A 21797-nucleotide genomic window follows, 5' to 3' on the forward strand; every position below is an offset into this window, starting at 1 on the left:
GGAAAAATGGTGCGGCAGCCTACGCGCCCTCAGACGATCCGCACCGACAGCTCCGGCAGCCGGTCGATGTGGATCTCGATCAGGTCGCCGCGCACCACGGGCCCGACGTTCTCCGGCGTACCCGAGTAGATGATGTCGCCCGGCTTCAGCTCGAAGGCCTGCGACAGCCGGCTGATCTGCTCGGCCACCGACCAGATCATGTGCTTGAGCGTGGCGCTCTGCTTCGTCTGCCCGTTCACCTTGAGCCAGATAGCGCCGTCGGTGAAGTGCCCGACCTTCGCCACCGGGTGGATCGGCCCGATGGGCGCTGAATGATCGAAGCTCTTGCCGATTTCCCACGGCTTCTTCTGGTCGCCCATCTCGCGCTGCAGGTCGCGGCGCGTCATGTCGAGACCGAGCGAATAGCCGTACACGTAGTCGAGCGCCGAGCTCGCCGGAATGTTGCGCCCGCCCTTGGCCAGCGCCACCACCAGTTCCACTTCGTAGTGGTAGTTCTTCGTGAGCGACGGGTAGGGATGGTCGGCCACCACGCCGGGCGTCACGACCTGGATCGCGTCGGCCGGCTTCTGGAAGAAGAAGGGCGGCTCGCGACTCGGGTCAGAACCCATCTCGCGCGCATGGGCCTCGTAGTTGCGGCCGATGCAGTAGATGCGGCGCACCGGATAGACCTGCTCGCTGCCGACGATCGGGATGGTCGATGCAGAGACATCGAACGGCGTTGCCTGTGTGCGGCTGGCGCCGGCGGGCAATGCACAACCGGCAATGGCGCCCGTGGCCATGGCAGCGGAACCGGCCAGCAGGCCGCGACGGGAAGTGAGCATGAGGGTCTCCTTGGTTTTATGAAGAAACGCGAAGAAGCGCCAGGAAAGGCGCACGCCGTACCTCGCACGGCAGCTTCATTCTGGGACGGCGAACCGCCGCGCAACCGTGCGCATCTACGCAAAAACAGGACAGAACCCACCACTGCAGAATCGGCGTACAGGCCGCGGCACTGGCCAGCAGGACGTTCCCATGCTCACCCACAAACAGCTCCGCTATTTCGTCGACATCGTCGACGCGGGCAGCTTCAGCCTCGCGGCCGAGCGCCTCTTCATTGCGCAGTCGGCCCTGAGCCGGCAGGTCAAGGAGATGGAGCGCCATCTGCAGGTGCCGCTGCTGGAGCGCGACGCGCGGCATCTGGAGATGACGCCTGCGGGCCGTTCGCTGTACGGCGATGCGCGGCGCATTCTTGCCGCCCTCGAGAGCGCGGCCGTGGGCGCGCGACATGCGCAGCGCGGCATCGAGGGCACTGTGCAGTTGCTGCATTCGAGCTCGGTGCCCCTGACGCATGGCTTGCTCGAATGCCTGAAGGACCATGCGCAGCGCCATCCAGGCGTTTCCATCGAGGTGTCGCAGCGCGCATCGGAACATCAGGCGCAGGACATCGAGCAAGGCAATGCCGACGTCGGCTTGGCGCGCGAACCGGTGCTGCGCCGCTACCCAGGCGTGCGACAGGCGCCGCTCTTCTCGGAACCGCTGGTGGTTGCCGTGCCGGCCGCGCATGCCCTGGCGGGCCGCGAGCACGTGGCCATCGCCGAACTGCGCCACGAGCCCTTCGTTGCGACACCGCATCTCGAACGCGGCGGCCTGAGCCATCGCGTGGCCGAGCTATGCCGCGCGCAGGGCTACCACCCGACCAGCGCGCAGGTGCGTTCGCGCAAATGGTCGCAGCTGGCGCTGGTGCAGGCGGGCTTCGGCATCGCGATCGTGCCCGAGTCGATGGGACGCATGGCGCCCGAGGGCGTGAAGCTGCTTGTGCTGGACGGCGACGATGCCAGCACCACCGTGCTGGTGCTGTGGCGCGCCGACGATGCCACGCGGCTTGCGCAAGACCTGGTCGGTTCGCTGTGTGCCGCCATGCAGGCACCGCGCGGCGGAGCCAGCTGATTTCGAGATCGAAGGGCGCCCCATTCGGCATTGGCGCGCAAGGCACGAAGCCTCTAGATTCGCAGGCATGGATTCCTTCTTCGGCGCCTTGCCGGTCACGCCCCATCAGTTCGCCGTTGTCTGCGCGGGTGTCGTTGCCGCCTACGTCATCTTCGGCATTGCGGGCTTCGGCACTGCGTTGATCGCGGGGCCGGTGCTGGCCAACTTCATTCCGGTGGCCAGCGTCGTGCCCTTGCTGGCGCTGCTCGACTTCTTCGCGGCCGTGGTCAACGTGAGCCGCGATGCGCGTTCGGCTGACACCAGCGAACTGCGGCGGCTGGTGCCGGTGATGGCGCTGGGCAGCCTTGTCGGCGCGGCGTTGCTGCTGCTCGGGCGGCCGCAGGTGATGCTGCTGGCGCTGGGCATCTTCGCGGTGGCCTATGCGCTGTATTCGCTCAGCGGCATCAAGCCTGTTTCCAGGCTGTCGCCGCGCGCGGCCGTGCCCTTCGGCTTCGTGGGCGGCATCTTCTCGGCAATGTTCGGCAGCGGCGGCTTCATCTACGCGATCTACCTGTCGGGGCGCATCGCGGCGAAGGAGCAGATCCGCGTGACCCAATCGACGCTGATCGGGCTCAGCACACTCACGCGAGCCCTGCTTTTCCTGCTGGCCGGCGTGTACGCGCAGACGTCGATCCTGTGGCTGGCAGCGCTGTTGTTCCCGGCCATGCTCGTGGGCACGGCGGTCGGGCGGCGCATCACGCTGCGGCTGTCGCGTGAGCAGTTTCTCAGGGTGGTGGCGCTCGCCGTGCTGTGTTCTGGCGCCTTCCTGATCTACCGCTATGTCGCGGCCTGAACGCCTAGCGCAATCAGTGGCACGCCCGCATAGGCCAGACTGAACATCCGCAGGATCAGCGCCGCGTAGAGGCCTGTCAGGAGCCAGACTGCCGCGCGGCCCCATGGCATGAGCGACACGCTGATGAGCGCGCCCGCCAGCGGCAGCAACTGCTGTGCGTGCACGCCGAGGAAGTGAGGCACGCGCAGATCACCGCCGGTGGCCGACCAGCCGAACAGGGGGAGCGTTGCGCTGCCTGAGATGGCGCCGATGGTCGATCCGCCGTGCTGGCTGATCGCGATGCCCGCGCCCGCACCGGCGACGAAGGTCAGGACCAGCCCCAGCACCACGGCCAGCCTGTAAGGCGCCGCCAGCGCGTAGCCGTGGCGCGCGAACAGCCACGCGAGCGGCAATGCCGTGGCGTTGAGCGACAGCGCCCCCACGCCCATCAGGCTGTACATGACGATGTGGAAGGTCGAGTCTTCATTGAAATGCGAGGCCTGCCCGAGGGCGCCTTGCAGCGTGATGTAGCCGACCTCGAAGACGCCCGTGGCGATCACCACCGCGACGATGGCGCGTTCGATGCGGCCGCCGCGTCGCTCGCGCGGCAGGTCACCGAGCAGCCATGCGGTGGTCAATGCATAGAGGCTGACCGAAGCCATGAACTTCAGCGGCTTGACCCAGACGCCGACGCCGTTCAGCGTGCGCGGATCGAGCCATGCAGCCACGAGGGCAGGCACCATCACCGCGAGCAGCAGGCCACCGAACTTCGCCAACTGCGGTTGCCGCCGATGCACCTCGCGCGCCAGCGCCATGCATGCGGGCGCGACCCGCAACGCCAGGAAGGCCAGCAGGCCGACCGGCCCGAACAGGAATGTGAGGGCGAAGCAGGGAATGAGGAGCACTGGCGCGATGCCTGCGCGCTCCCCCTCGCGCGCGATCCACGTGCCCACGAACAGGTCGAAGGCGAGGTAGTGGAACCATCCGGCGGTGAGCAGGCCCGGATGCTGGAACAGCGCGTGCACCGCCGACAGCGAGCTGTAGCCGCCACCGGCCGCGGACCAGTACGTCGCCATCAGCCACCAGTACGCCAGCCCGAGGCCAACGGGAATGACGATGCCCGTCGTTGCCCATATCACCGGCTTGGCACGCCCGAGCCACGGGGCCGCGCCGAGCGCCGCCCAGGCAGGAAGGGCGACGGTGCTGCCTGCGCTGAAAAGTGAGTCGAACATGGAAGAGCCTCGCGTTCAAAAAAAAGGCATGCCGGGATTGGCATGGCATAATCTTTACACTGTTTAGATAAAAACACCAGCAGATTCTTTAGAAGGTAGAGTCCCCCCTTTGAAGACCGAAAGCAGCAACCAGCCATGGCGGCAAAGAAAACAGAGGAAGCCCCCGCGCCCTATCACCACGGCGATCTGCACGCGGCGCTGATCGGGGCTACCGAAGCCCTGCTGGCCGAGCGCGGCATCGAGGGCTTCACCCTGCGCGAGGCAGCGCGGCGCGCCGGCGTGTCGGCGGCCGCGCCCATGCATCACTTCGGCAGCGCAGCCGGGTTGTTGACCGAGGTGGCGATCCTGGGTTTCGAGGAACTCACACGCTGCCTGCGCGCCGGCACCGAAACGGGTGGTACCGACCCCGCGCGTCGCTTGCGCGGGCAGGGCATGGGATATGTGCGGTTCGCGCTGGCCTACCCGGCGCGCTTTCAGCTCATGTTCCGCAAGGACCGGTTGACGCAAGACCTCCGGCTGCAGGCGGCCGGCGATGCGGCATTTGCCGAGCTGGAGCAGGCAGTGCGCGACTACAACGGCTGGAGCAGCAAGAAGACGCCAAACCGCGCGATGCAGGCCGCCGCATTGGGCGCCTGGTCCGTCGTGCACGGCTTTGCGCATCTTGCGCTGGACGAGAAGTTCGGCGAGCAGGCCGGCAACGCGTGCACGAACGATTTTGTCGAGGGCATGCTGCCGGAAATACTGAAGCAGTTCTGGCCCTGACCTTTATTCATCCATTTATTCATTGAGCCGGAAAGGGCGGCAGCCGCCTGCGGATCGTCTGCGCCTTCACGATGGAGGTGTTGGTCTCGGCCTTGCTCGCGATGCGGTCGAGAATGCCGTCGAGCTGCTCGAACGATTGCAAAAACAGCCGCGCGACGAAGCAGTCTTCGCCCGTGACCTTGTCGCACTCGCAGAACTCGGGCGTGGCCTCGATCAGCTTCTGCACCGCCTGCAATTGCCCCGGCAATGGGCGGATGCGCACGATGGCCTGGAACTGGTAGCCCAGCGCCTTCGGGTTCACGTCCAGCGTGTAGCCGCGGATCACGTCGCGCTCTTCGAGCCGTCGCAGCCGCTCCGACACGCTGGGCGACGACAGCCCCACGTGGTGGGCCAGTTCTTTCAGGGACATCCGCGCATTGCCGGCCAATGCCTGCACGATGGTTTCGTCGATTGCGTCGAGCATGTTGTCGATCTCCAGTGGCTGGCCCACGATGGCTTGTTTTGAAAGGCAATTAGCGGTAATTGCCTTATTCAAAGCATATCCAATCCGCGCAGGAAGTGGCACGCTTGCTCCTTCCTTTCTGCCATTCGAAACAGACATGCAGACACAGCTTCGCGGCGCGCTGGAGATGAGCGCGGCCATGGTGATTTCCGGAACCATCGGATGGTTCGTCGTGCGCTCCGGCCAGCCGCTACCCGACCTGCTGTTCTGGCGCTGCGTGTTCGGTGCGGCCACGCTGCTCGTCGTTTGCCTTGCGCTGGGCCTGCTGCGACGCGGCCTGACGCTGCGCAGCTTTGCGCTGGCCGCATTGGGCGGCGTGGCGCTGGTCGTCAACTGGGTGCTGATCTTCGCGTCCTTCTCGCGCGCGTCGATCTCGATTGCCACGGCGGTCTACAACACGCAGCCCTTCATGCTGGTCGCGCTTGGAGCGCTGCTGCTGTCGGAACGGCTGACCGCGATGAAGGCCGTGTGGCTGTGCATCGCGTTCGCCGGTGTGGTGCTGGTGGCGCAGGCCAAGCCCGGCGGCGGGGCCGACGGTTCGGCCTATTTCGTCGGCGTGCTGATGGCACTGGGCGCGGCCTTCTGCTACGCGTTGGCGGCCTTCATCGCGAAGAAGCTCGACGGCATTGCGCCGCATCTCATCGCGCTGATCCAGGTCTGCGTGGGCATCGTGATGCTCGCGCCGTTCGCGCATTTGAAGACGCTGCCCACCGATGCGGCCACGTGGGGCGTGCACCTGGCCATGGGCGTGGTCTACACGGGGCTGGTGTTCGTGCTGCTGTACGGGGCGCTGCAGAAGCTGTCGACGCCCGTGGCCGGCGCGCTGTCGTTCATCTATCCGCTGGTGGCCATCGGCGTCGACTACGTCGCCTTCGGCCAGCGGCTGGGCGCATTGCAGGTGGTAGGCGCCGCGGCCATTCTGATAGCCGCGGCTGGCATGACCTTCGGGTGGACCCTGCCGGGCGTGCCGAGGCGCTCGCCCGCTACCGAAGAGCGTTGAGTCAGGACGTCGTCGCGTGCGGCCGCGCCGGGCGACCGCATGGTCCGTGATGGCGTTGGCTGGCTGAAGCTAGCTGGCGCTTTGCTGACGCCGTCCCAGTGCGAACACCGAATTCGGCGCGTCGACCACAAAAGGCTTGCGCGTGGCTGGCTGGCCGGTCGGCGTGCGCCGGGTTTCGGTCCGTACCGCGGCTTGCACGCCCTTGGCCTTTTGTTCGTCGACCAGGCTTTGCAGCGAGATCGACCTGAGGAACTCGACCGCCCGCAGGTTCACGGTGGCCCAGAGCTCGTCGATTTCGCAGCGGCCGGTCTCGCCCTGCGCGTCGGCATCGCGCCGGCGGGTGGATTCGGCATCGTGTTCCTCGATCGAGAGGACGATGTCGGCCACGGAAATCTCCGCCGCCTTGCGGCTGAGCGAATAGCCGCCGCCGGGGCCGCGGGTCGATTCGACCAGGCTGGCGCGCCGCAGCTTGCCGAACAGCAACTCCAGGTACGACAGCGACACGCGCTGGCGCAGGCTGATCGAGGCCAGCGTGACGGGGCCCGAACGGCCGTGCAGGGCGATGTCGATCATCGCGGTGACCGCGAAGCGGCCCTTGGTGGTGAGACGCATGGGATTGTTCCTTTCCTTCCTTCGTGGGGAATTACTCGTCCCGGCCGCCCGCGATGCCCAGAAGGGCCAGCAGTGACTGGAAGACGTTGTAGATGCTGAGATACACACCCAGCGTGGCGGAGATGTAGTTGGTTTCCAGGCCGTCCTTCACGCGCTTGAGGTCGTGCAGGATGAAGGCCGAGAAGATGCCGATGGCCGCGACCGACAGCGTCATCATCAGCGCGCTCGACTGGATGAAGAAGTTGGCGATGCCAGCCACCAGCAGCAGGATCGCGCCGATGAAGAGCCACTTGCCCATGGCCGACAGGTCGCGCTTGATGACCGACGACAGCGTGGCCATGCCGAAGAAGATCGCGCCGGTGCCGGCGAACGCCGTCATCACCAGGCTGGCGCCGTTGGCCAGGCCGAGCACGGAGCCCACCAGGCGCGACAGCATCAGGCCCATGAAGAAGGTGAAGGCCAGCAGCACCGGCACGCCGGCGGCCGATTCCTTGGTTTTCTCGATGGCGTACATGAAGCCGAAGGCACCGCCGAGGAACACCATCAGGCCGATGCCCGGCGACATGGCGCGCGAGAAGCCGGTGGAAACGCCGATCCAGGCGCCCAGAACGGTGGGCACCATCGACAGCGCGAGCAGCCAGTAGGTGTTGCGCAGCACGCGGTTGCGCTCCTGCGGCGAGGCGAGCGGAAGGGCGAAGCCGTCGTGATAGGTGGAGGGACTGTTGTTCATTGTGTTGATTCCTTGAAGCTGGACCGGTGCTGGCTGCGCGCAATGGCGCGCGCAAGGGGCACAGGGCCGGAAATGAGAGATGTCGTTGCTGCGATGCGGGTGCCGCCGGATGGCGGGAAGCCCGGATCGAAAGGGCGGGAGCCGTGGCGGCTCCCGGTCGCGCTAAGCCTTTGGGGGCCTAGGCGACGAAGGACGCGGCGCGGGGTGGCCGCTTGGGTCGCGCGAGGAACGGCGCGACGGAGGTGGTCAGGCCGAGTTTCGGCGGCTGTTCCGTGAAGCGCAGCAGCGCGGGGGCGCCGTTGCGCGCGTCGACCAGTTCGGCGTGCTCGGAGCCGGCTTCGTCGACGGAGAGGGAGTCGTCCGATGTCTTGTCGGCATCGCTTGCCGGCGTTGCTGCATCGGAGAAGTCAGCACTGACAACCAGCGCGGACTCCTGCTGTTCGCCGTGCGAATGGCCGCCACCGATCACGCTGTGTGCAAGCACGGCAAAGCCGTAGCAGGACAGCATGATGGACAGGACAGTGGCGACAAACCAGCGGGACATGTAGGGGTAATCTTACCTGCCGCGCCGTGGGGTGTTCGCGGCGGGCGCTTTCAACCGACCGGATCGCATGGATGTTCGCTCAGGCTGGCGCGGTCGTGGTTTCGCTGCCTTCGGACTGCAGCCATTCGCGTGCATGGGTGCGCAACGCGTCTATCTGCAGCCAGATCAGACCGAGTTCGGTGTGAAAAGTTCGCGCCTGCGGGTCGCCGCCGTCCCCGTTCTCGCCGCTGGCGGCAACGGCCTGCGCCAGTTCGGCGCGCGCGATTGATTCCGCAACTGCATCGCCCGGCGCCTCGATCACGCCCTTTTCCAGTCCGGCCGCCAGCCCTTCCAGCGCTGCAATTGCCCCTTCGGCGGCCGTGCGCAGCACCGCCATCTGTGCCGAATCGGGCAGCGCCGCGCGGTGGGCGCCCAGGGCCGAGAGATAACTCAGCAGCGTGTGGGAGCGGATCAGGAAGCGCAGCGCCACCCCCGCGCGCGGCCGCACGTAGCCTGGCTCGCGGAACATGTCCGACACGGCCGTGGACAGAGCCGCATCCGCGTTGTGGTCGTTGCGCCGCGCCAGCCGGTAGTCGAGGTGGTCGCGCGCGCCGGTGCGGTACTGCCCGACGATCTGCCGCAGGTAGCCGGCATGGCCGCGCATCGCAGCCGCCGCCAGTTCGTTGATGCGCCGCGCCTGCCAGTGCGGCAGCACCAGCAGCACGGCCAGCCCGGCAATGGCGCTGCCGATGGCGGTGTCGACCAGCCGCGGCACCAGCAGCACGCCGCTGTCGCCGACCTGGTTGAAGCACATCAGCACCAGCAGCGTCATCGAGGCGGTGGCCAGCAGGTAGCGCGTGGTGCGGGTCGCGAAGAACAGCACGCCCGCCACCACCGCGATCACCGACTGCACCAGCGGCTGCGGAAACAGCTGCAGCAGCGCCCATCCGGCCACCACGCCCAGCGCGGTGCCGGCAATGCGCTGCCCCATGCGCGAAATGGTGTCGCCATAAGTCTGCTGGCAGACGAACAGCGTGGTCAGCAAGATCCAGTAGCCCTGCGCCGGGTGAATGGCGTGCATCACGCCATAGCCCACCACCAGCGCCACCGACAGCCGCAGCGCATGGCGAAACAGCGGCGAGCGCGTGGTGAGCTGCCGCCGCACGCGCTCGACCGCGTCGCGCCACGAGCGCGGCGAGCGGTCGAACAGGCCCATCTCCGTGCGGCCTGCGCGCGCCGATGGCTGGCTGGCCCCGGCCAGTTGCCCGTCGAGCAGCGCGAGGTTGCGTGCCAGCGCCTCGACCGATGCCAGCAGCGCCAGTCGCCCGGGTGTATCGGCCCGCGCGCGCTCGTGCTCGATGGCGCTGCGCAGGTCGGCCAGCGCCTGCACCGTCTCCGTGCCCACGTCGAAAGGCTCGCGCCGCGCGATCGAATCGGCCAGCCGCTGGCAGGCCAGCCCCTGCAGGCCCAGCAAGCGCTGGCAGCGGTAGAGCAGGTCGCTGTGGAAGAAAGCGTCGGCCAGCGCGTTGTAGTCGTCGTGCGAGGAGCTGGCGCGCTCGTGCACGTCTTGCGCGATCAGGTAGAGCCCGCGGTAGCGCGAGAGGCGCCCGGTCGGCGCGCGCGCGCCGATGCGCAGGAAGATGCTTTCCTTCGCGGCGTTGAGCTCCGTCACCACCTCGGCATTGAGTTGCGCCAGCGCGAGCCGCTTGCGTTCGATATCGATGCCGCGCAGCGGCTCGAACAGCGATGCCTTGAAGCGCACGAAATTGCCCAGCACCGCAAACAGCGTGACCAGCCGCGCCTGCACCGGCTGCGCCGGAAAGGCTGCGCACCACAAAACCGAGAACACGCCATACCAGGCCGCACCCGCCAGCAGCAGCAAGGGCTCGCGCCCGCGATGGGCCCCGCCGTGCGCGCCCATGTTCTCGATGCCGAGCGTGGCGTACATCGCGAGGATCAGCGTCGCATACGCAATCGCCTTGTAGCGCGCGCCCACCGCCCCGAGCATCGTGAGGCAGAAGGCCGCGAGCGCAAGCCCGGTGATGAACAGCAGCGGCAAGCCGAACGCCGCCTCCACCGCGAACGCAATGGCCGCGAAGCAGCCAAGCGTGACCACCTGCGCACGCAGCCGGCCGCGCCAGCTGTCGTCGGTCTCGGCGAGCGCGCTGGCGATGGCGCCGAGGAACAGGGGAATCACCGCATCGGGGTGGCCGGTCCAGGCGCAGGCCGCCATGAGGCTGCCGAGGGTGAGAAGAATGCGAACGGGTTGCGCGCGGGAAGCGAAAGACCGCAGCCGCTGGCGCAGCGCGTCGGGAGACAGGGGAAGCATGGGCTGATCTTGCACGATGCATGCCACGGCCGTGTGGCGCCTTGTGGCTAAGAACCGGGTCGACTGCGCAGGAAGCCGTGGCGGGGGGCGATCCACCGGGCTTGGGCGTTGTCGGCTGCGGGGGCAACCCCTGTGAGCAGCATCTCGTCCTCAACTTGCAGGAACTGACGGGATTGCGCCCCGTCCGTGCCTGGCAGCACGCGCAGCGTGGCGTCGCCAAGGTCGATCCGTTCACCCGGCGCGGGCAACACGGCGGAGGCATCGGGCCAGATGTCGTGCAGGCCGTCGAGGGCGCCCATGGCTTCTTCCGACGACGCCTGCGTCGACAGGATCCATCGCACGCGCCCGGGCGCCGCTGTAACGAGGGCCGCGATGTGCCCAGGGCTCGCGGGCAACGCATCGACCAACGCGCAATCGCCGCCCGCAGCTCCCACGAAGTAGCTGTGCGCCAGCTCGCCCGATGCTTCGCCCGTAACCCGCAGAACCCGCGCCGACAGCCGCGTCACCAGCCCGGCCTCGTGCGCATAGCGGCCACCGCCCTTGCCGTCCGGGTCGAGATGCGCGACTTCCTCATACGCCGGCTCGTCCATGTTCACCGGCCGTCGTCCCGCGGGCCCGTCCGCCAGCCGGGGCATGACGCGCGGAATGTGCTTCAGGCCGCGCGCATGAGTCATGAGTTCGGCCGTGCTTGTGAACTGCGCGAGCTGCTCGAGGATGCGGCGCGTCACGTTCATCAGCTTGAGCCCGCGCGCCGGGTCCACGGCCTCGGCGGGGCGCAGCCACATGTGCTCGACCGTCTCGCGGCCATCGGGCTGCACGCTCTGGGCCTCGGGCATCGGCGCGATGAAGAAGCGCGTGTCGAAGCGGCGCGGCATGCCCGGCGGCGTGAGCCAGTAAGCGAAATAGGCGAGCCGGTCGGCTGCGAGCCGCCAGCCGTGCCGATCACACAGCGAGAGCAGCGCATCGGTGCCTTGCTCCGCCGCATGGCGCATGGCAGCGAGCTGGTCGGGTGGCAGGCTGTCCAGCGTCACCAGCCGGCCGGTGTCGTCGGTAGCGAACAGCACGCCGGCTTCCTCGAAGCACTCGCGGATCGCGGCTGCGTAGTAGTCGAGCCCGCCTTCCGGCACCGCAAGGCGTTCGCTCGCGGCCCTGTCGTCGAGGCCGCCGCAGTGCCCGTGCAGGCCGCGATCGTGCGCATCGATCACGCCGCCCGGAAACACGCTGGCCCCGCTGTTCTGGTCGTTGGCCTTCTCGGCCCGCCGCAGCATCAGTACCTCGAGGCCGTGGCTTGCGTCGCGCAGAACGATCAGGGTGGCCGCCGAGCGCACGGGGCGCGGCGGCGAAGCGGGTTGTGGCGTGGCATCCGGAGTGCTGGCTGTCATGCACGCATTGTCGCGCCGGCGGCTGCTGCGAAGGCGACAGCAGGGGCACCCGGCTGTCGCGCGGAAGACCGTCCGGAATGCGGTGCGCGACGTACCTTCAAGGCACATCGACTGTTGCTGAAGGACGCACCATGCATTTCGAATTCACACCCAGGGTGATCGCGCTGCGCGAGGAACTGCTCAAGTTCATGGACGAGTTCGTCTACCCGAATGAAAAACGCCATGAAGAAGAACTGGCCGCCAACGCCCGCGCAGGCCGCCCCTACGCCGAGCTGCCGATGATGGCCGGCCTCAAGGCTAAGGCGCGCGACCGCGGGCTGTGGAACCTGTTCCTGCCTGAGTCGGAGCATGGCCCGGGGCTGAGCAACGTCGAATACGCGCCGCTGTGCGAGATCATGGGCCGGCGCTACTGGAGTTCGGAAATCTTCAACTGCTCCGCGCCCGACACCGGCAACATGGAAGTGCTGGCGCGCTACGGCACCAAGGCCCAGCAGGAGCGCTGGCTCACACCGCTGCTGGCCGGCGAGATCCGCTCTTCCTTCGCGATGACCGAGCCCGAGGTGGCTTCGAGCGACGCCACCAACATCCGCTGCAGCATCCGCCGCGAAGGCAATGAGTACGTCATCAACGGCCGCAAGTGGTACATCACCGGCGCGATGAACGAGCGCTGCGAAATCTTCGTGCTGATGGGCAAGACCGACCCCGACAACGCAGACCGCCACAAGCAGCAGTCGATGATCCTCGTGCCGAAGAACACGCCCGGCGTGACCATCGTGCGCGACATGGCGCTGCTTGGCGTGTACGACCCGCCGTTCGGCCACCCCGAGATCGTGTTCGACAACGTGCGCGTACCCGTCGAGAACATCCTGCTCGGCGAAGGTCGCGGCTTTGAAATCGCACAGGGCCGCCTCGGGCCGGGGCGCATTCATCACTGCATGCGCGCCATCGGCATGGCCGAGGCCGCGCTGGAAATGATGTGCCAGCGCCTCGTGTCGCGCGTCGCATTTCACAAGCCGCTGGCGGAGCAGGGCGTGTGGCGCGAGCGCATTGCCGAGTCGCGCATGCTCATCGAGCAGTCGCGCTGGATGGTGCTCAACGCCGCCTACCGCATGGACACGGTGGGCAACAAGGTCGCCGCGAAGGAGATCGCGATGATCAAGGTGCTCACGCCCAACAACTGCGTGAAGGTGGTCGACTGGGCCATGCAGGCCTTCGGCGCCATGGGCCTGAGCCAGGACACGCTGCTCACGCACTTCTACGCCTACGAGCGCCACCTGCGCGTGGCCGACGGCCCCGACGAGGTGCACCGCAACGCGATCGCCAAGCAGGAGTTGGCGGCGTACCAGTAAGGCAGGACCGGCCGTGCTGCTTCAGGGGCGGTCCATTGCGGCGTCGCCGCCCACCCAGCAGCCTTCCTGCGCCATCGCCTCCAAAGGCAGTTCGACGTGGATGGCGGATGGCGACCCCATGGCCTCGCCCTGGCGAACTGTCACCGACAGCGCTTCGTGGCCGACCAGGCCCAGATGGCGCAGACCCCACGCGAGCGCGGCCGCGGCGATGCCCGTGGCCGCGTCTTCCGGATAGCCCGAAGACTTCGGAAACTGCCGAGCGCTGACCGTGTCGGTCGCGTCCTGCGCCATCGCATAGGGATACAGCCCGGTGGACCCGAGCCGCTCGCACAGCGATTCGACGCGCGAAAAATCCACGCGCAAGCCATGCAACTGCGCCGTGTCCGCCAGCCGCACCAGCGTCTTCACGCGGCTGGTGGCTGCATTGAGCACCGGCCCCGCGATCTGCGATGCGTCGATGCCCAGGCACTGCGCGATCTCTTCGACCAGCGCCCGTTGCGTCACCTCTTGCACCACCGCGCGCGGCTGGCTGATCTGCACCGTGCCATCGATACGCCGGCCCGTCACGGTGCCGCTCAGCGTCTCGATGGCGACCGGTGCGCCGTCCCATTCGCCGCGCTGGTGCAGCAGCCACAGTGCGCCGACCGTGGCATGGCCGCACATTTCCATTTCATGGTTCGGCACGAAGTAGCGCATGCGCAGGGCATGCGCGGCCGTCGCGGGCTTCAGCACGAACACAGATTCGTGCCCGCTGAGCCGTGTGTATTCCTGCATCTGCGCGCTCGTGAGTGCGTCGGCATCGAGCCACACCGGCGCGGGATTGCCACCGGTCGCCGGGTCGGGCCCCACGAAGACGCGAATGTTGTGAACGGCGGCCATCGTCAATCGGCCCTCGCTTTCACCGAGCGCGCGATGCCGCCCCAGAGCTTGATGTCGCCACGTATCTGCGCAAGGAACACGTCGGGCTGCACGTTCCACGGCGTCACGCCCTTGGCCAGCATGTCGGCGCGCAGGGCCGGGTCGCGCAAGGCGGTGTCGAGCGCCGCGCGCAGGCGCTGCACCACCGGCTGCGGCGTGGCTGCCGGAGCCATCAGGCCGTACCAGAGTTGGGGCTTGAAGTCCTTGATGCCGGCCTGCTCGAAAGTGGGCACGCCGTCGAAGCCGGCCGAGGGCTCGCTGATGGCCAGCGCCCGCATGCGGCCGCCGCGTACCTGCGCGAGTAGCGCGGGCGGGTTGTCGAACAGCGCCTGGATCTGCCCCGCCATCAGGTCGGCCTGCGCGGGCGCCGCGCCGCGGTAGGGCACATGCGTCATCTCGATGCCGGTGCGCTGCTTGAAGAGTTCGCCCGCCAGATGGCTCAGGCTGCCGTTGCCGATGCTGCCGTAGTTGAGCGCCTGGGGGTGGGCCTTGGCGTAATCGATGAAGCCCTTCACGTCGCGCGCCTCCAGCGAAGGCGTCACCACCAGCACGAAGGGCGTGGTGCCGATGGTGCCGACCGGCACCAGGTCCTTGATCGGGTCGTAGGGCAGCTTCGGGTACACCGCGTCGGCCGATGCGATGGTCGACGTGGTGGCCGCCACGAGCGTGTAGCCATCGGGATTCGCCTTCGCGCCGAAGCCTGTGCCCACGGTGCCGCCCGCGCCAGAGCGGTTGTCGATGATCACCGACACGCCGAGCGCGGCCTGCAGCCGCTGCTGCACCGAGCGGAAGATCACGTCCGTGCCGCCGCCGGCGGGGAAGGGTACGATGATCGTGACCGGCTTGTTCGGATAGTCCGGGGCTGCCCATGAGGCTGCAGGGCCGTACAGGAGCCCGGCGGCTGCCAGACCGAGGAGCGCGCGGCGCAGAGGTTTTGGGGTCATGCTTCTTGCTTGCGGGAGTGGTGTTTCCCGATTCTGTTGAGCGTGCGCAAACGCGCGCGACCGATTGCGACATGCACGAATTCAATTGCGACAAGGACTGCGACAAGGAGTGGCCATGCACCTGAACAACGCGCCCCCGACGCCCCGCCAGTCGCTGTTCGTCGAGCGGCTGTCGCACCACGCCACCATGGTCGCGAGCACCCGCGATCGCTATGCGACCGACACCCACGTGCACGATTGCGACATGCTGTTCGTGCCCCTCGCGGGGCGCTTCAGCGTCGGCGACGCGCGGGGCGAGGCGCAGCGTCTCGGTCCCGGGCACTTCGTGTGGTTTGCGGCGGGGAGCGCGCATTCGACGACCACGCTTACCGCAGGGCAGACGCACATCGCGGTCTACGTCGATCCCGCGCTGTGGGCGACCGCGTTGCAGGCGCAGGGTGTCTCGGAGCCGCCGCAGGGCATGCGCGCGGGCAGCACTGCGCTGCGAGCACTGTCGCAGCGGATGTTCGAGTCCGCGAAGACCGGCGCTGGCGAAAACTACGCGCTGTGCGGCGCGCTCGTCATGGAGGCTGCGCGGCTCAGCGGCAACCCGCTGTCCGATGGCGATCCGTCATCGGACCTGCTGGTGGCCGAACTGCTGGCCGAAGCCATCGAAAGCGACCTGGCAGAGCCCCTGTCGCTGGAAGCCTTTGCCCAGCAGCACCGCCTCTCGCGCCGCCAGGTGGAGCGCATCTTCCGAGCGAAGTACGGCGTGTCGCCGCTGGCCTGGCTGCAGCGCCGGCGCCTGGAGCGCGCGGCCTACCTGCTGACGCACACGAGGGAGTCGGTGCTGTCCATTGCCCTGCAGGTGGGCTGGGAGTCGGGTTCGTACCTGTCGCGGATGCTGGAGAAGACCTGGGCGAAGACCGCGACGCAGATCCGCGCCTCGGGGCCCGCCCCGGCCTTCTACAGCGTCATTCCCCCGTCGACATGAATCACCTGTCCTGTGATGAAGGCTGCCGCCGGACTCAACAGGAAGGCAATCGGGGCCGCGATGTCGTCGGGGGTCGCCAGCCTGCCCATGGGCACCTGTGCCAGGGCCGCTTTCCATTGATGCTCGTTGAGCGCACCGGCCTTCGCGCTGTCTTTCCGCACATAGCCCGGCGCCACGGCATTGACGGTCACGCCGCGCGGCGCCATTTCGGCGGCTGCGGCTTTCACCAGCGCTTCCACGCCCGCCTTGGCAGCGGCCGTCGCGGGAAATGTGGAACTGCCCAGACGGAAGCGATGTGCGACGAACGAACTCACCGCAACGAAGCGACCCTGCCCGCTCGCCTCCAGCAGAGGCAGGCTCCTGCGCAGGAGGTGCGCTAGCGAAACGACCATGACGTGCAGCGAGCGCTCGACGATGTCGTCATCCAGCTCAGCGAGCGAACGCCTGTCCGCGAAGCCGGCATTGGCCACCACGCCGCGAAGGCCGCCCTGGGCTTGTGCGGCATCGAGCAGGGCGTCGATCGTCTGCGGCGTGCCGATATCTCCGACCACGACGGTGCTTCGCACCGCGCCGCATTGCTGTGCCACCGCTTCGGCCGCCGCACGGTTGCTGCCGGTGTGAATCACAAGGTCGACGCCCTGTGTTGAAAGGAGCCGGCAGGTTGCGGCGCCGATGCCCGAGCCCGCGCCGGTCACGATGACGGTGTTCATGCCAAAGCCGGCGCTTCAGGCCGAGAACGCGATGCGTTGCTTCTCGACGATCTTCCAGTCGATCTCGACACCGATGCCCGGGCCGCTCGGCACATGCACGTGCCCCGCTTCCGCCGGCGTCATGCGGACCAGGATGTCTTCCTGGAAAACATACTTCGGCATGTAGAACTCGCAGCCCAGAGAGACGTTGGCACTTGCCGCAATGAAGTGCGACGCCGCTGCCAGTGCAACGCCGCCCTCCCACAGCGTGCCACCGTAGCAAGGAAGACCCGCCGCCTCGGCGATCGCGTTCACCTTCATGGCCTTGCCGATGCCACCGGCCTTCATGAGCTTGATGCTGATGATGTCGGCGGCGCGCTCCTGCACCGTGCGCAGCGCCTCGGCCGGGGAGAACACGCTTTCGTCGGCCATGATCGGCGTGTCGAGTGCCGCTGCAATCTGCGCCATGGCCGCGATGGCGTCTCGCGGCACCGGTTGTTCGATGAAGGTGGGCTTGAACTGCTCGACGTCACGCAGCTGCTGCAGCGCGTTGTAGGGCTGCAGGCCCTGGTTGTAGTCGATGCGCAAATCGAACTCGAAGCCCAGATGCTCTCTCAGCAGCGAGAGCCGGCGCATGTCTTCCGCATGCGAGGCAAAGCCCGTCTTCACCTTGAAGATGCGATGCCCGGCGCTGAGCATCTGCTTGGCGAGCTCGATGTCGGCGTCAATGTCGGGATTGGCGATGGAGAAAGAAAAGGGAATCCTGTCGCGCACCTTGCCGCCGATCAGCGAATACAGCGGCAGGTTGGCCGCCTTGCCGCACAGGTCGAACAGGGCCATCTCCACCGCGGCCTTGGCTTCGGGGCTGCCGACCAGCGCCCGGTCGCAATCGGCCATGCGCTGCGGAATGTCGCGCGGGTCTGTGCCCAGGAGCACGGGGCGCAGGTACTGCGCAATGCCGTGGAACAGGTTCTCGTTGGTGCCCGAGAACACCTCCCACGCCTGCCCCTCGCCGATGCCATCGATGCCCTGGTCGGTTCGCACGCGGACCACCACGCGCTTGATGGAGGCCTGGATGCTTCCCACGCCCTGCGATCGCTTCATCTTGATGGGCGATTCGAGCAGGTGCACTTCAATGTTCTGGATCTTCATGATGATCGTGCTCGGGAGTGATCGTCAGACCTTGATCTGCGGCGGGATCTTGTCTTCGCTGACGCCCCCGACAGACTTGAGGTTCGAGATGAAGGTCTTGCGGATGTTTCCGCTTGCGCGTTCGCTGGCGAGCCATCCGTTGACGTGCTTGAGCCAACGCGTGTCGGCCTCCTTGCGAACGCCGCCATTGGAGGTTGCGACTTCTTCGGGCGTCAGGATGACCACCTGGCCCACCGCGGGGTTCTTGCTGGCCAGGCTCAGAGCCAGCGGCAGGACGAGGATCTGCGCGTCGGCGCGCCCGACCTGCAGCGCCAGCGTTGCATCGACGGCGCTGTCCAGCCGGGTGATCTCCGCGTTCTTGAGCAGGCGTGTGGCGAGCGTGTCGTGCGAAGAGCCCTTGTCGACCACGACGCGGATCGTGGGCTGGTCTAGCTCTGCCCAGGTCTTGGGCGCATAGCCCTTCTTGCAGACCGCGGCAAAGGCGATGTTCAAAACCGGGTCAGTGAAGTCGATCACCTGCAGGCGCGCGGGCGTCGGGTTCAGGCCGAAGAAGATGTCGATCTTTTGCGATTGCAACTCGAGCACGGAATTGCCCCAGCTGGTGGGCGTGATGTCGAGCTTTGCGTCCAGGCTCTTGGCCAGGCCGCGATAGAAATCGGCCATGCAGCCGAGCCACTCCCCGCTCACCATGTCCTTCTTGTAATAGGGCAGTCCGCCATCGACCGCGCCGACGCGCATGACCTTGGTGCGCGTTACGCGCTCCCATGTCGATTCGCTCGCCTGCGCCAACGCGGTCGCCCACGGAGCGGCACCCGCCGCCAACATTGAACCAGCAACAAAATCGCGACGCTTCATGATGAATACTCCGTTTTCAGGGCTCGGGGGAGGGGGAAAAAAGGCATCGGCTTCGACTTGAAGCGATGACAGTCTTCGGTGGATGTGATCGTAGGTACGACAGGAGACCGAAGGTAGAGACCAGATCGTCGAAAGAACACTCGATCTCGTCGTTTCGACGACGGCGGATGCCGATATGCGATCCCTGGGGATGAGCAAGTCACAAGGGTGTCGAGCAAGAAGCTTGCCATTGCAACGATGGATTACTGGCTGGCTGGCAGTCAGGAAGCGCCGCCCCCGGGGCCCTTACATTCACACGAACCACTGAAAGCTCCCCATGCCCCGCCCCGTTCTCGAAGAAGCCCGCATCCACCCCGCCATCCGCGCAAGGCTGGCCGACAGCCGCCAGACCTTCGTGCGTGAGGTCATGGCGGCAGTCGCGAGTCACGACGTGGTCGTGGTCGGCATGGGCATCAATCCGTTCCCGAAGAAAGCGCGCCAGGCCCTCGACCGGATCGGGCAGCCGTACAAGTACCTCGGGTACGGCAGCTACCTGAGCCAATGGCGCGACCGCAACGCGCTCAAGATGTGGACCGGGTGGCCGACCTTTCCGATGGTGTTCGTCAAAGGCATGCTGGTCGGCGGCGCCACGGACTTGCAGAAGCTCATCGACAGCGGCGAGCTCAAGACGCTTCTCGCCAGCCAATAGCCACCGGCTAGCCCGGCACTTCCCACGCAAAGCCGACGCCGTACACCGACCGTATCCAGTCGTGCTCGGGCGTGACCGAGCCGAGCTTGCGGCGCAGGTTCTTCACGTGGCTGTCGATGGCGCGTTCGGTCACGTCCACCGTGTCGTCATAAGCCAGCTCGAGCAGGCGGGAGCGCGAGAAGATGCGCCCCGGGTGCCGCGACAGCACCTGCAGCAGCCCGAACTCGCGCCGCGTGAGGTTCAGCGGCGTGCCTTCGAGTGACGCGCGCCAGTGCACGTCGTCGAGCACCAGCCCCGGCGCGTCGCTCTGCGAGGCCGAGCCCTGGGCCAGTCCGGGTGCGGTGCGCCGCAGCACGGCGCGCACGCGCGCCACCAGCTCGCGCGGCGAGAAGGGCTTGCACACGTAGTCGTCGGCGCCCAGCTCCAGGCCCAGCAACCGGTCGACCTCCTCGATGCGCGCGGTCAGCATGATGATCGGGTGCGCCGTGTGCTCGCGCGCGCGGCGCAGCACCTCGATGCCATCGAGCCGCGGCAGCATGATGTCGAGCAGTGTGAGGTCGGGCGGTGCGGCGACGATGCTTTCCAGCGCGCTTTGCCCGTCGGTGAAGTGCTCGGTTTCGTAGCCCGCGTGGCGCAGGTAGTCCTGCACCACCGAGGCGATGTCGGTTTCGTCTTCGACGATGACGATGCGTGTCATGAGGATGTCGCCAGTGGAAGGGTGATGGTCACGCGCAGCCCGCCCAGGGGCGAGGCTGACGCATCGATGGTGCCGCCGTGCGTCTCGATGGTCGCGCGGCAGATCGAAAGGCCGAGCCCGGAGCCACCGTGTTCGCGGCTGCGCGAGGCCTCGCCGCGGAACAGGCGGTCGAACAGGCGCGGCAGTTCGGCCTCGGGCACGCCCGGCGCGCTGTCGTCGAACAGCAGGGTGAGGCAGTTGCCGGTCCATGCGCCCTCGACCGTGACGTCGATGCGCAGCTGGCCGCCCTGGTCGGTGTAGGCCAGTGTGTTCTCCAGCAGGTTCATGAAGACCTGGTGCAGCCGGTGCGCGTCGCCGTCGATGGTCGGCTGCGCGGCGGCGCCGATGAGGTCGATCGCGCGCCGGTCCACCGTGATGCCACGCGCGGCGAAGCGGTCGCGCGTGTGGTCGAGGGCTTCTTTCAGCAGCGACAGCGGAAACACCGTGGCAGTGAGCAGGTCGCTCTGCGGCTCGCGCATGCTGCTGCGCAGGTCGTCGACCAGCTGGCCGAGCCGTATCACCTGCCGGTGCAGCCGCAGCGCGGTGCGTTCGTCAAAGGTGCGCACGCCGTCCTGCAGTGCCTCGATTTCCGCGCGCATGGCGGCCAGCGGCGTGCGCAGCTCGTGCGCCGCATCGGCCAGCCAGGCGCGGCGCGAGGCTTCGACCGTGTCCAGGCGCTGCGCCATGTCGTTGAAAGTGCGGCCGAGCAGCGCCAGCTCGTCCGAGCCCTGCACCGCGACGCGGGTGGAGAGCCGGCCGCGCGCCAGGTCTTGCGCGGCCTGCGTGAGTTCGTCGATGGGCTTGAACCAGCGGCGCGCCAGCAGCCACGACAGCACCAGCGCGAAGCCGAGGCCGCACAGGCCCGTGAGCACGATCACGCCCGACTGCCGCGCCACGAAGGCGCGGTCGGCCTCGCTTTCGAGGCCCTGCAGCGGCGTGAGCGCCAGATAGCCGACGACCGTGCGGTCGCGCCGGATCGGCGTGCGCGCGGCGTTCGCCAGGTCGACGTCGGCGCCCACCACGCGCGCGCCGTGCGCGTCGAGCACGGCCAGCCGCTGGAAGATGGAGTCGGGCGATTCCCGTGGATCGCGAAAGAACCACGGCGGCGGCATGGTCGGCAGCCGGCGCGGCATCAGGTCGAGCTGTGGTGACGACAGCGTCGTCTCCGATGGCGGCGGGGGGGGCGGGCTGCCGTCGGTGCCGTTGTCGTGCTGTGGAGGGGCGGAAGGATTGCCGCCGCGCATGGCGCGGTAGTCGTACCAGGGTGGCAGCCGCCGCTCGTCGCCGGCGTTGCTGCCGTTGCTGGTGCTGTCGAGCAGGGCAGCCATCCGGCCCATCTGCAGGCGGCGCCAGGCGTCGTCGTTGTCGTGCAGGCTCTTCCAGTCGCCGTTGGCGACGTAGTGCTTCAGCAGCAGGTCGGTGAGCCAGTCCATGCGCCGGATCTCGATCTCGGCCACGTAGGAGCCCAGGCCGCGTTGCAGCGCGATGATCGACAGGCCCGCGAAGCTGATAAGCAGCACGATCAACAGGGCGGCCAGCGCCAGGAAAATCTTCCTGGAAAGTGTCAGGTGAGGCATGGACTGGGGGGAGGCATGGCCGCATTCTGCGGCATGCATGGCGGGCAGGCGAAGGGGTACTTCATGGGCAAGCGGCCGATCATTGCGGCCGAATGTGGAGGAAATTG

Annotated in this window: 22 protein-coding genes; 7 read left to right on the plus strand and 15 right to left on the minus strand. The window is 67.4% G+C overall.

The window, feature by feature from the left end; all coding sequences use genetic code 11:
* Positions 1-29: 29 nt before the first annotated feature.
* The gene (locus NWF24_RS04590) at positions 30-821 is read right to left on the minus strand and encodes a fumarylacetoacetate hydrolase family protein (RefSeq protein ID WP_258353173.1); all 792 of its coding nucleotides are present in this window, start codon (positions 819-821) and stop codon (positions 30-32) included.
* A 190-nt stretch (positions 822-1011) separates the two neighbouring features.
* Here NWF24_RS04590 and NWF24_RS04595 point away from each other — a divergent pair, with 190 nt between their 5' ends.
* Both NWF24_RS04595 and NWF24_RS04600 read left to right on the plus strand, forming a co-directional pair.
* A complete protein-coding gene (locus NWF24_RS04595; protein WP_258353174.1) occupies positions 1012-1926 on the plus strand; it encodes a LysR family transcriptional regulator in 915 nt (304 codons plus the stop codon).
* Positions 1927-1993: 67 nt separating this feature from the next.
* The gene (locus NWF24_RS04600) at positions 1994-2758 is read left to right on the plus strand and encodes a sulfite exporter TauE/SafE family protein (RefSeq protein WP_258353175.1); all 765 of its coding nucleotides are present in this window, start codon (positions 1994-1996) and stop codon (positions 2756-2758) included.
* On the opposite strand, the gene NWF24_RS04605 is transcribed toward NWF24_RS04600, so the two are convergent.
* The gene (locus NWF24_RS04605; RefSeq protein ID WP_258353176.1) at positions 2743-3969 is read right to left on the minus strand and encodes an ABA4-like family protein; all 1227 of its coding nucleotides are present in this window, start codon (positions 3967-3969) and stop codon (positions 2743-2745) included. The two genes, NWF24_RS04600 and NWF24_RS04605, sit on opposite strands and share 16 nt — an antisense overlap.
* A gap of 135 nt (positions 3970-4104) precedes the next feature.
* On the opposite strand from NWF24_RS04605, the gene NWF24_RS04610 reads away from it, so the two are divergent.
* Positions 4105-4731: a TetR/AcrR family transcriptional regulator gene (locus tag NWF24_RS04610; RefSeq protein ID WP_258353177.1), complete on the plus strand. Its 627-nt coding sequence runs from the start codon at positions 4105-4107 to the stop codon at positions 4729-4731.
* Positions 4732-4750: 19 nt separating this feature from the next.
* On the opposite strand, the gene NWF24_RS04615 is transcribed toward NWF24_RS04610, so the two are convergent.
* Positions 4751-5194, minus strand: a complete 444-nt coding sequence (locus tag NWF24_RS04615) for an Lrp/AsnC family transcriptional regulator (protein ID WP_258353178.1) — start codon at positions 5192-5194, stop codon at positions 4751-4753.
* A gap of 136 nt (positions 5195-5330) precedes the next feature.
* Between NWF24_RS04615 and NWF24_RS04620 the strand changes: the two genes are divergently transcribed.
* Entirely contained in the window at positions 5331-6233 is a 903-nt protein-coding gene (locus NWF24_RS04620) for a DMT family transporter (protein ID WP_258353179.1), read from the plus strand.
* A gap of 69 nt (positions 6234-6302) precedes the next feature.
* On the opposite strand, the gene NWF24_RS04625 is transcribed toward NWF24_RS04620, so the two are convergent.
* From NWF24_RS04625 to NWF24_RS04645, 5 genes are all read right to left on the minus strand, one after another.
* Positions 6303-6845 (minus strand): Rrf2 family transcriptional regulator, encoded by a 543-nt coding sequence (locus NWF24_RS04625; RefSeq protein WP_258353180.1) that lies wholly within the window; start codon positions 6843-6845, stop codon positions 6303-6305.
* A gap of 31 nt (positions 6846-6876) precedes the next feature.
* Positions 6877-7575 carry a Bax inhibitor-1/YccA family protein gene (locus NWF24_RS04630; RefSeq protein ID WP_258353181.1) on the minus strand — a complete coding sequence of 233 codons (699 nt, stop codon included), beginning with the start codon at positions 7573-7575 and terminating at the stop codon, positions 6877-6879.
* Positions 7576-7753: 178 nt separating this feature from the next.
* A complete protein-coding gene (locus NWF24_RS04635) occupies positions 7754-8119 on the minus strand; it encodes a hypothetical protein (protein ID WP_257014574.1) in 366 nt (121 codons plus the stop codon).
* A 79-nt stretch (positions 8120-8198) separates the two neighbouring features.
* The gene (gene yccS, locus NWF24_RS04640; protein ID WP_258353182.1) at positions 8199-10427 is read right to left on the minus strand and encodes a YccS family putative transporter; all 2229 of its coding nucleotides are present in this window, start codon (positions 10425-10427) and stop codon (positions 8199-8201) included.
* Positions 10428-10474: 47 nt separating this feature from the next.
* On the minus strand, positions 10475-11809 hold the full coding sequence (locus NWF24_RS04645) for an NUDIX domain-containing protein (RefSeq protein ID WP_258353183.1): 1335 nt from the start codon (positions 11807-11809) through the stop codon (positions 10475-10477).
* Positions 11810-11940: 131 nt separating this feature from the next.
* Between NWF24_RS04645 and NWF24_RS04650 the strand changes: the two genes are divergently transcribed.
* Positions 11941-13158 carry an acyl-CoA dehydrogenase family protein gene (locus NWF24_RS04650; protein ID WP_258353184.1) on the plus strand — a complete coding sequence of 406 codons (1218 nt, stop codon included), beginning with the start codon at positions 11941-11943 and terminating at the stop codon, positions 13156-13158.
* A 21-nt stretch (positions 13159-13179) separates the two neighbouring features.
* Here NWF24_RS04650 and NWF24_RS04655 read toward each other — a convergent pair whose 3' ends face one another.
* Together NWF24_RS04655 and NWF24_RS04660 are read right to left on the minus strand one after the other, a co-directional pair.
* Positions 13180-14037 carry a PhzF family phenazine biosynthesis protein gene (locus NWF24_RS04655; RefSeq protein WP_258353185.1) on the minus strand — a complete coding sequence of 286 codons (858 nt, stop codon included), beginning with the start codon at positions 14035-14037 and terminating at the stop codon, positions 13180-13182.
* 2 nt (positions 14038-14039) lie between these two features.
* Positions 14040-15020 (minus strand): Bug family tripartite tricarboxylate transporter substrate binding protein, encoded by a 981-nt coding sequence (locus tag NWF24_RS04660; RefSeq protein WP_258353186.1) that lies wholly within the window; start codon positions 15018-15020, stop codon positions 14040-14042.
* 115 nt (positions 15021-15135) lie between these two features.
* On the opposite strand from NWF24_RS04660, the gene NWF24_RS04665 reads away from it, so the two are divergent.
* Positions 15136-15993 carry an AraC family transcriptional regulator gene (locus NWF24_RS04665; protein ID WP_258353187.1) on the plus strand — a complete coding sequence of 286 codons (858 nt, stop codon included), beginning with the start codon at positions 15136-15138 and terminating at the stop codon, positions 15991-15993.
* On the opposite strand, the gene NWF24_RS04670 is transcribed toward NWF24_RS04665, so the two are convergent.
* The 3 genes from NWF24_RS04670 to NWF24_RS04680 are packed head-to-tail and all read right to left on the minus strand — an operon-like array spanning position 15966 to position 18689.
* Positions 15966-16703, minus strand: a complete 738-nt coding sequence (locus NWF24_RS04670; protein WP_258353188.1) for an SDR family NAD(P)-dependent oxidoreductase — start codon at positions 16701-16703, stop codon at positions 15966-15968. The two genes, NWF24_RS04665 and NWF24_RS04670, sit on opposite strands and share 28 nt — an antisense overlap.
* Before the next feature lie 15 nt (positions 16704-16718).
* The gene (locus NWF24_RS04675; protein WP_258353189.1) at positions 16719-17834 is read right to left on the minus strand and encodes an enolase C-terminal domain-like protein; all 1116 of its coding nucleotides are present in this window, start codon (positions 17832-17834) and stop codon (positions 16719-16721) included.
* Positions 17835-17858: 24 nt separating this feature from the next.
* Positions 17859-18689 carry a transporter substrate-binding domain-containing protein gene (locus NWF24_RS04680; RefSeq protein WP_218149754.1) on the minus strand — a complete coding sequence of 277 codons (831 nt, stop codon included), beginning with the start codon at positions 18687-18689 and terminating at the stop codon, positions 17859-17861.
* A 316-nt stretch (positions 18690-19005) separates the two neighbouring features.
* Here NWF24_RS04680 and NWF24_RS04685 point away from each other — a divergent pair, with 316 nt between their 5' ends.
* Positions 19006-19377 (plus strand): glutaredoxin domain-containing protein, encoded by a 372-nt coding sequence (locus NWF24_RS04685; RefSeq protein WP_258353190.1) that lies wholly within the window; start codon positions 19006-19008, stop codon positions 19375-19377.
* Between the two features lie 7 nt (positions 19378-19384).
* Here NWF24_RS04685 and NWF24_RS04690 read toward each other — a convergent pair whose 3' ends face one another.
* Positions 19385-20074 carry a response regulator gene (locus NWF24_RS04690; protein ID WP_093057410.1) on the minus strand — a complete coding sequence of 230 codons (690 nt, stop codon included), beginning with the start codon at positions 20072-20074 and terminating at the stop codon, positions 19385-19387.
* Entirely contained in the window at positions 20071-21690 is a 1620-nt protein-coding gene (locus NWF24_RS04695) for an ATP-binding protein (RefSeq protein ID WP_258353191.1), read from the minus strand. The genes NWF24_RS04690 and NWF24_RS04695 overlap by 4 nt, the downstream gene beginning before the upstream one ends.
* Positions 21691-21797 lie beyond the last annotated feature (107 nt).

The organism is Variovorax paradoxus (genome assembly GCF_024734665.1).
Classification (GTDB): domain Bacteria; phylum Pseudomonadota; class Gammaproteobacteria; order Burkholderiales; family Burkholderiaceae_C; genus Variovorax.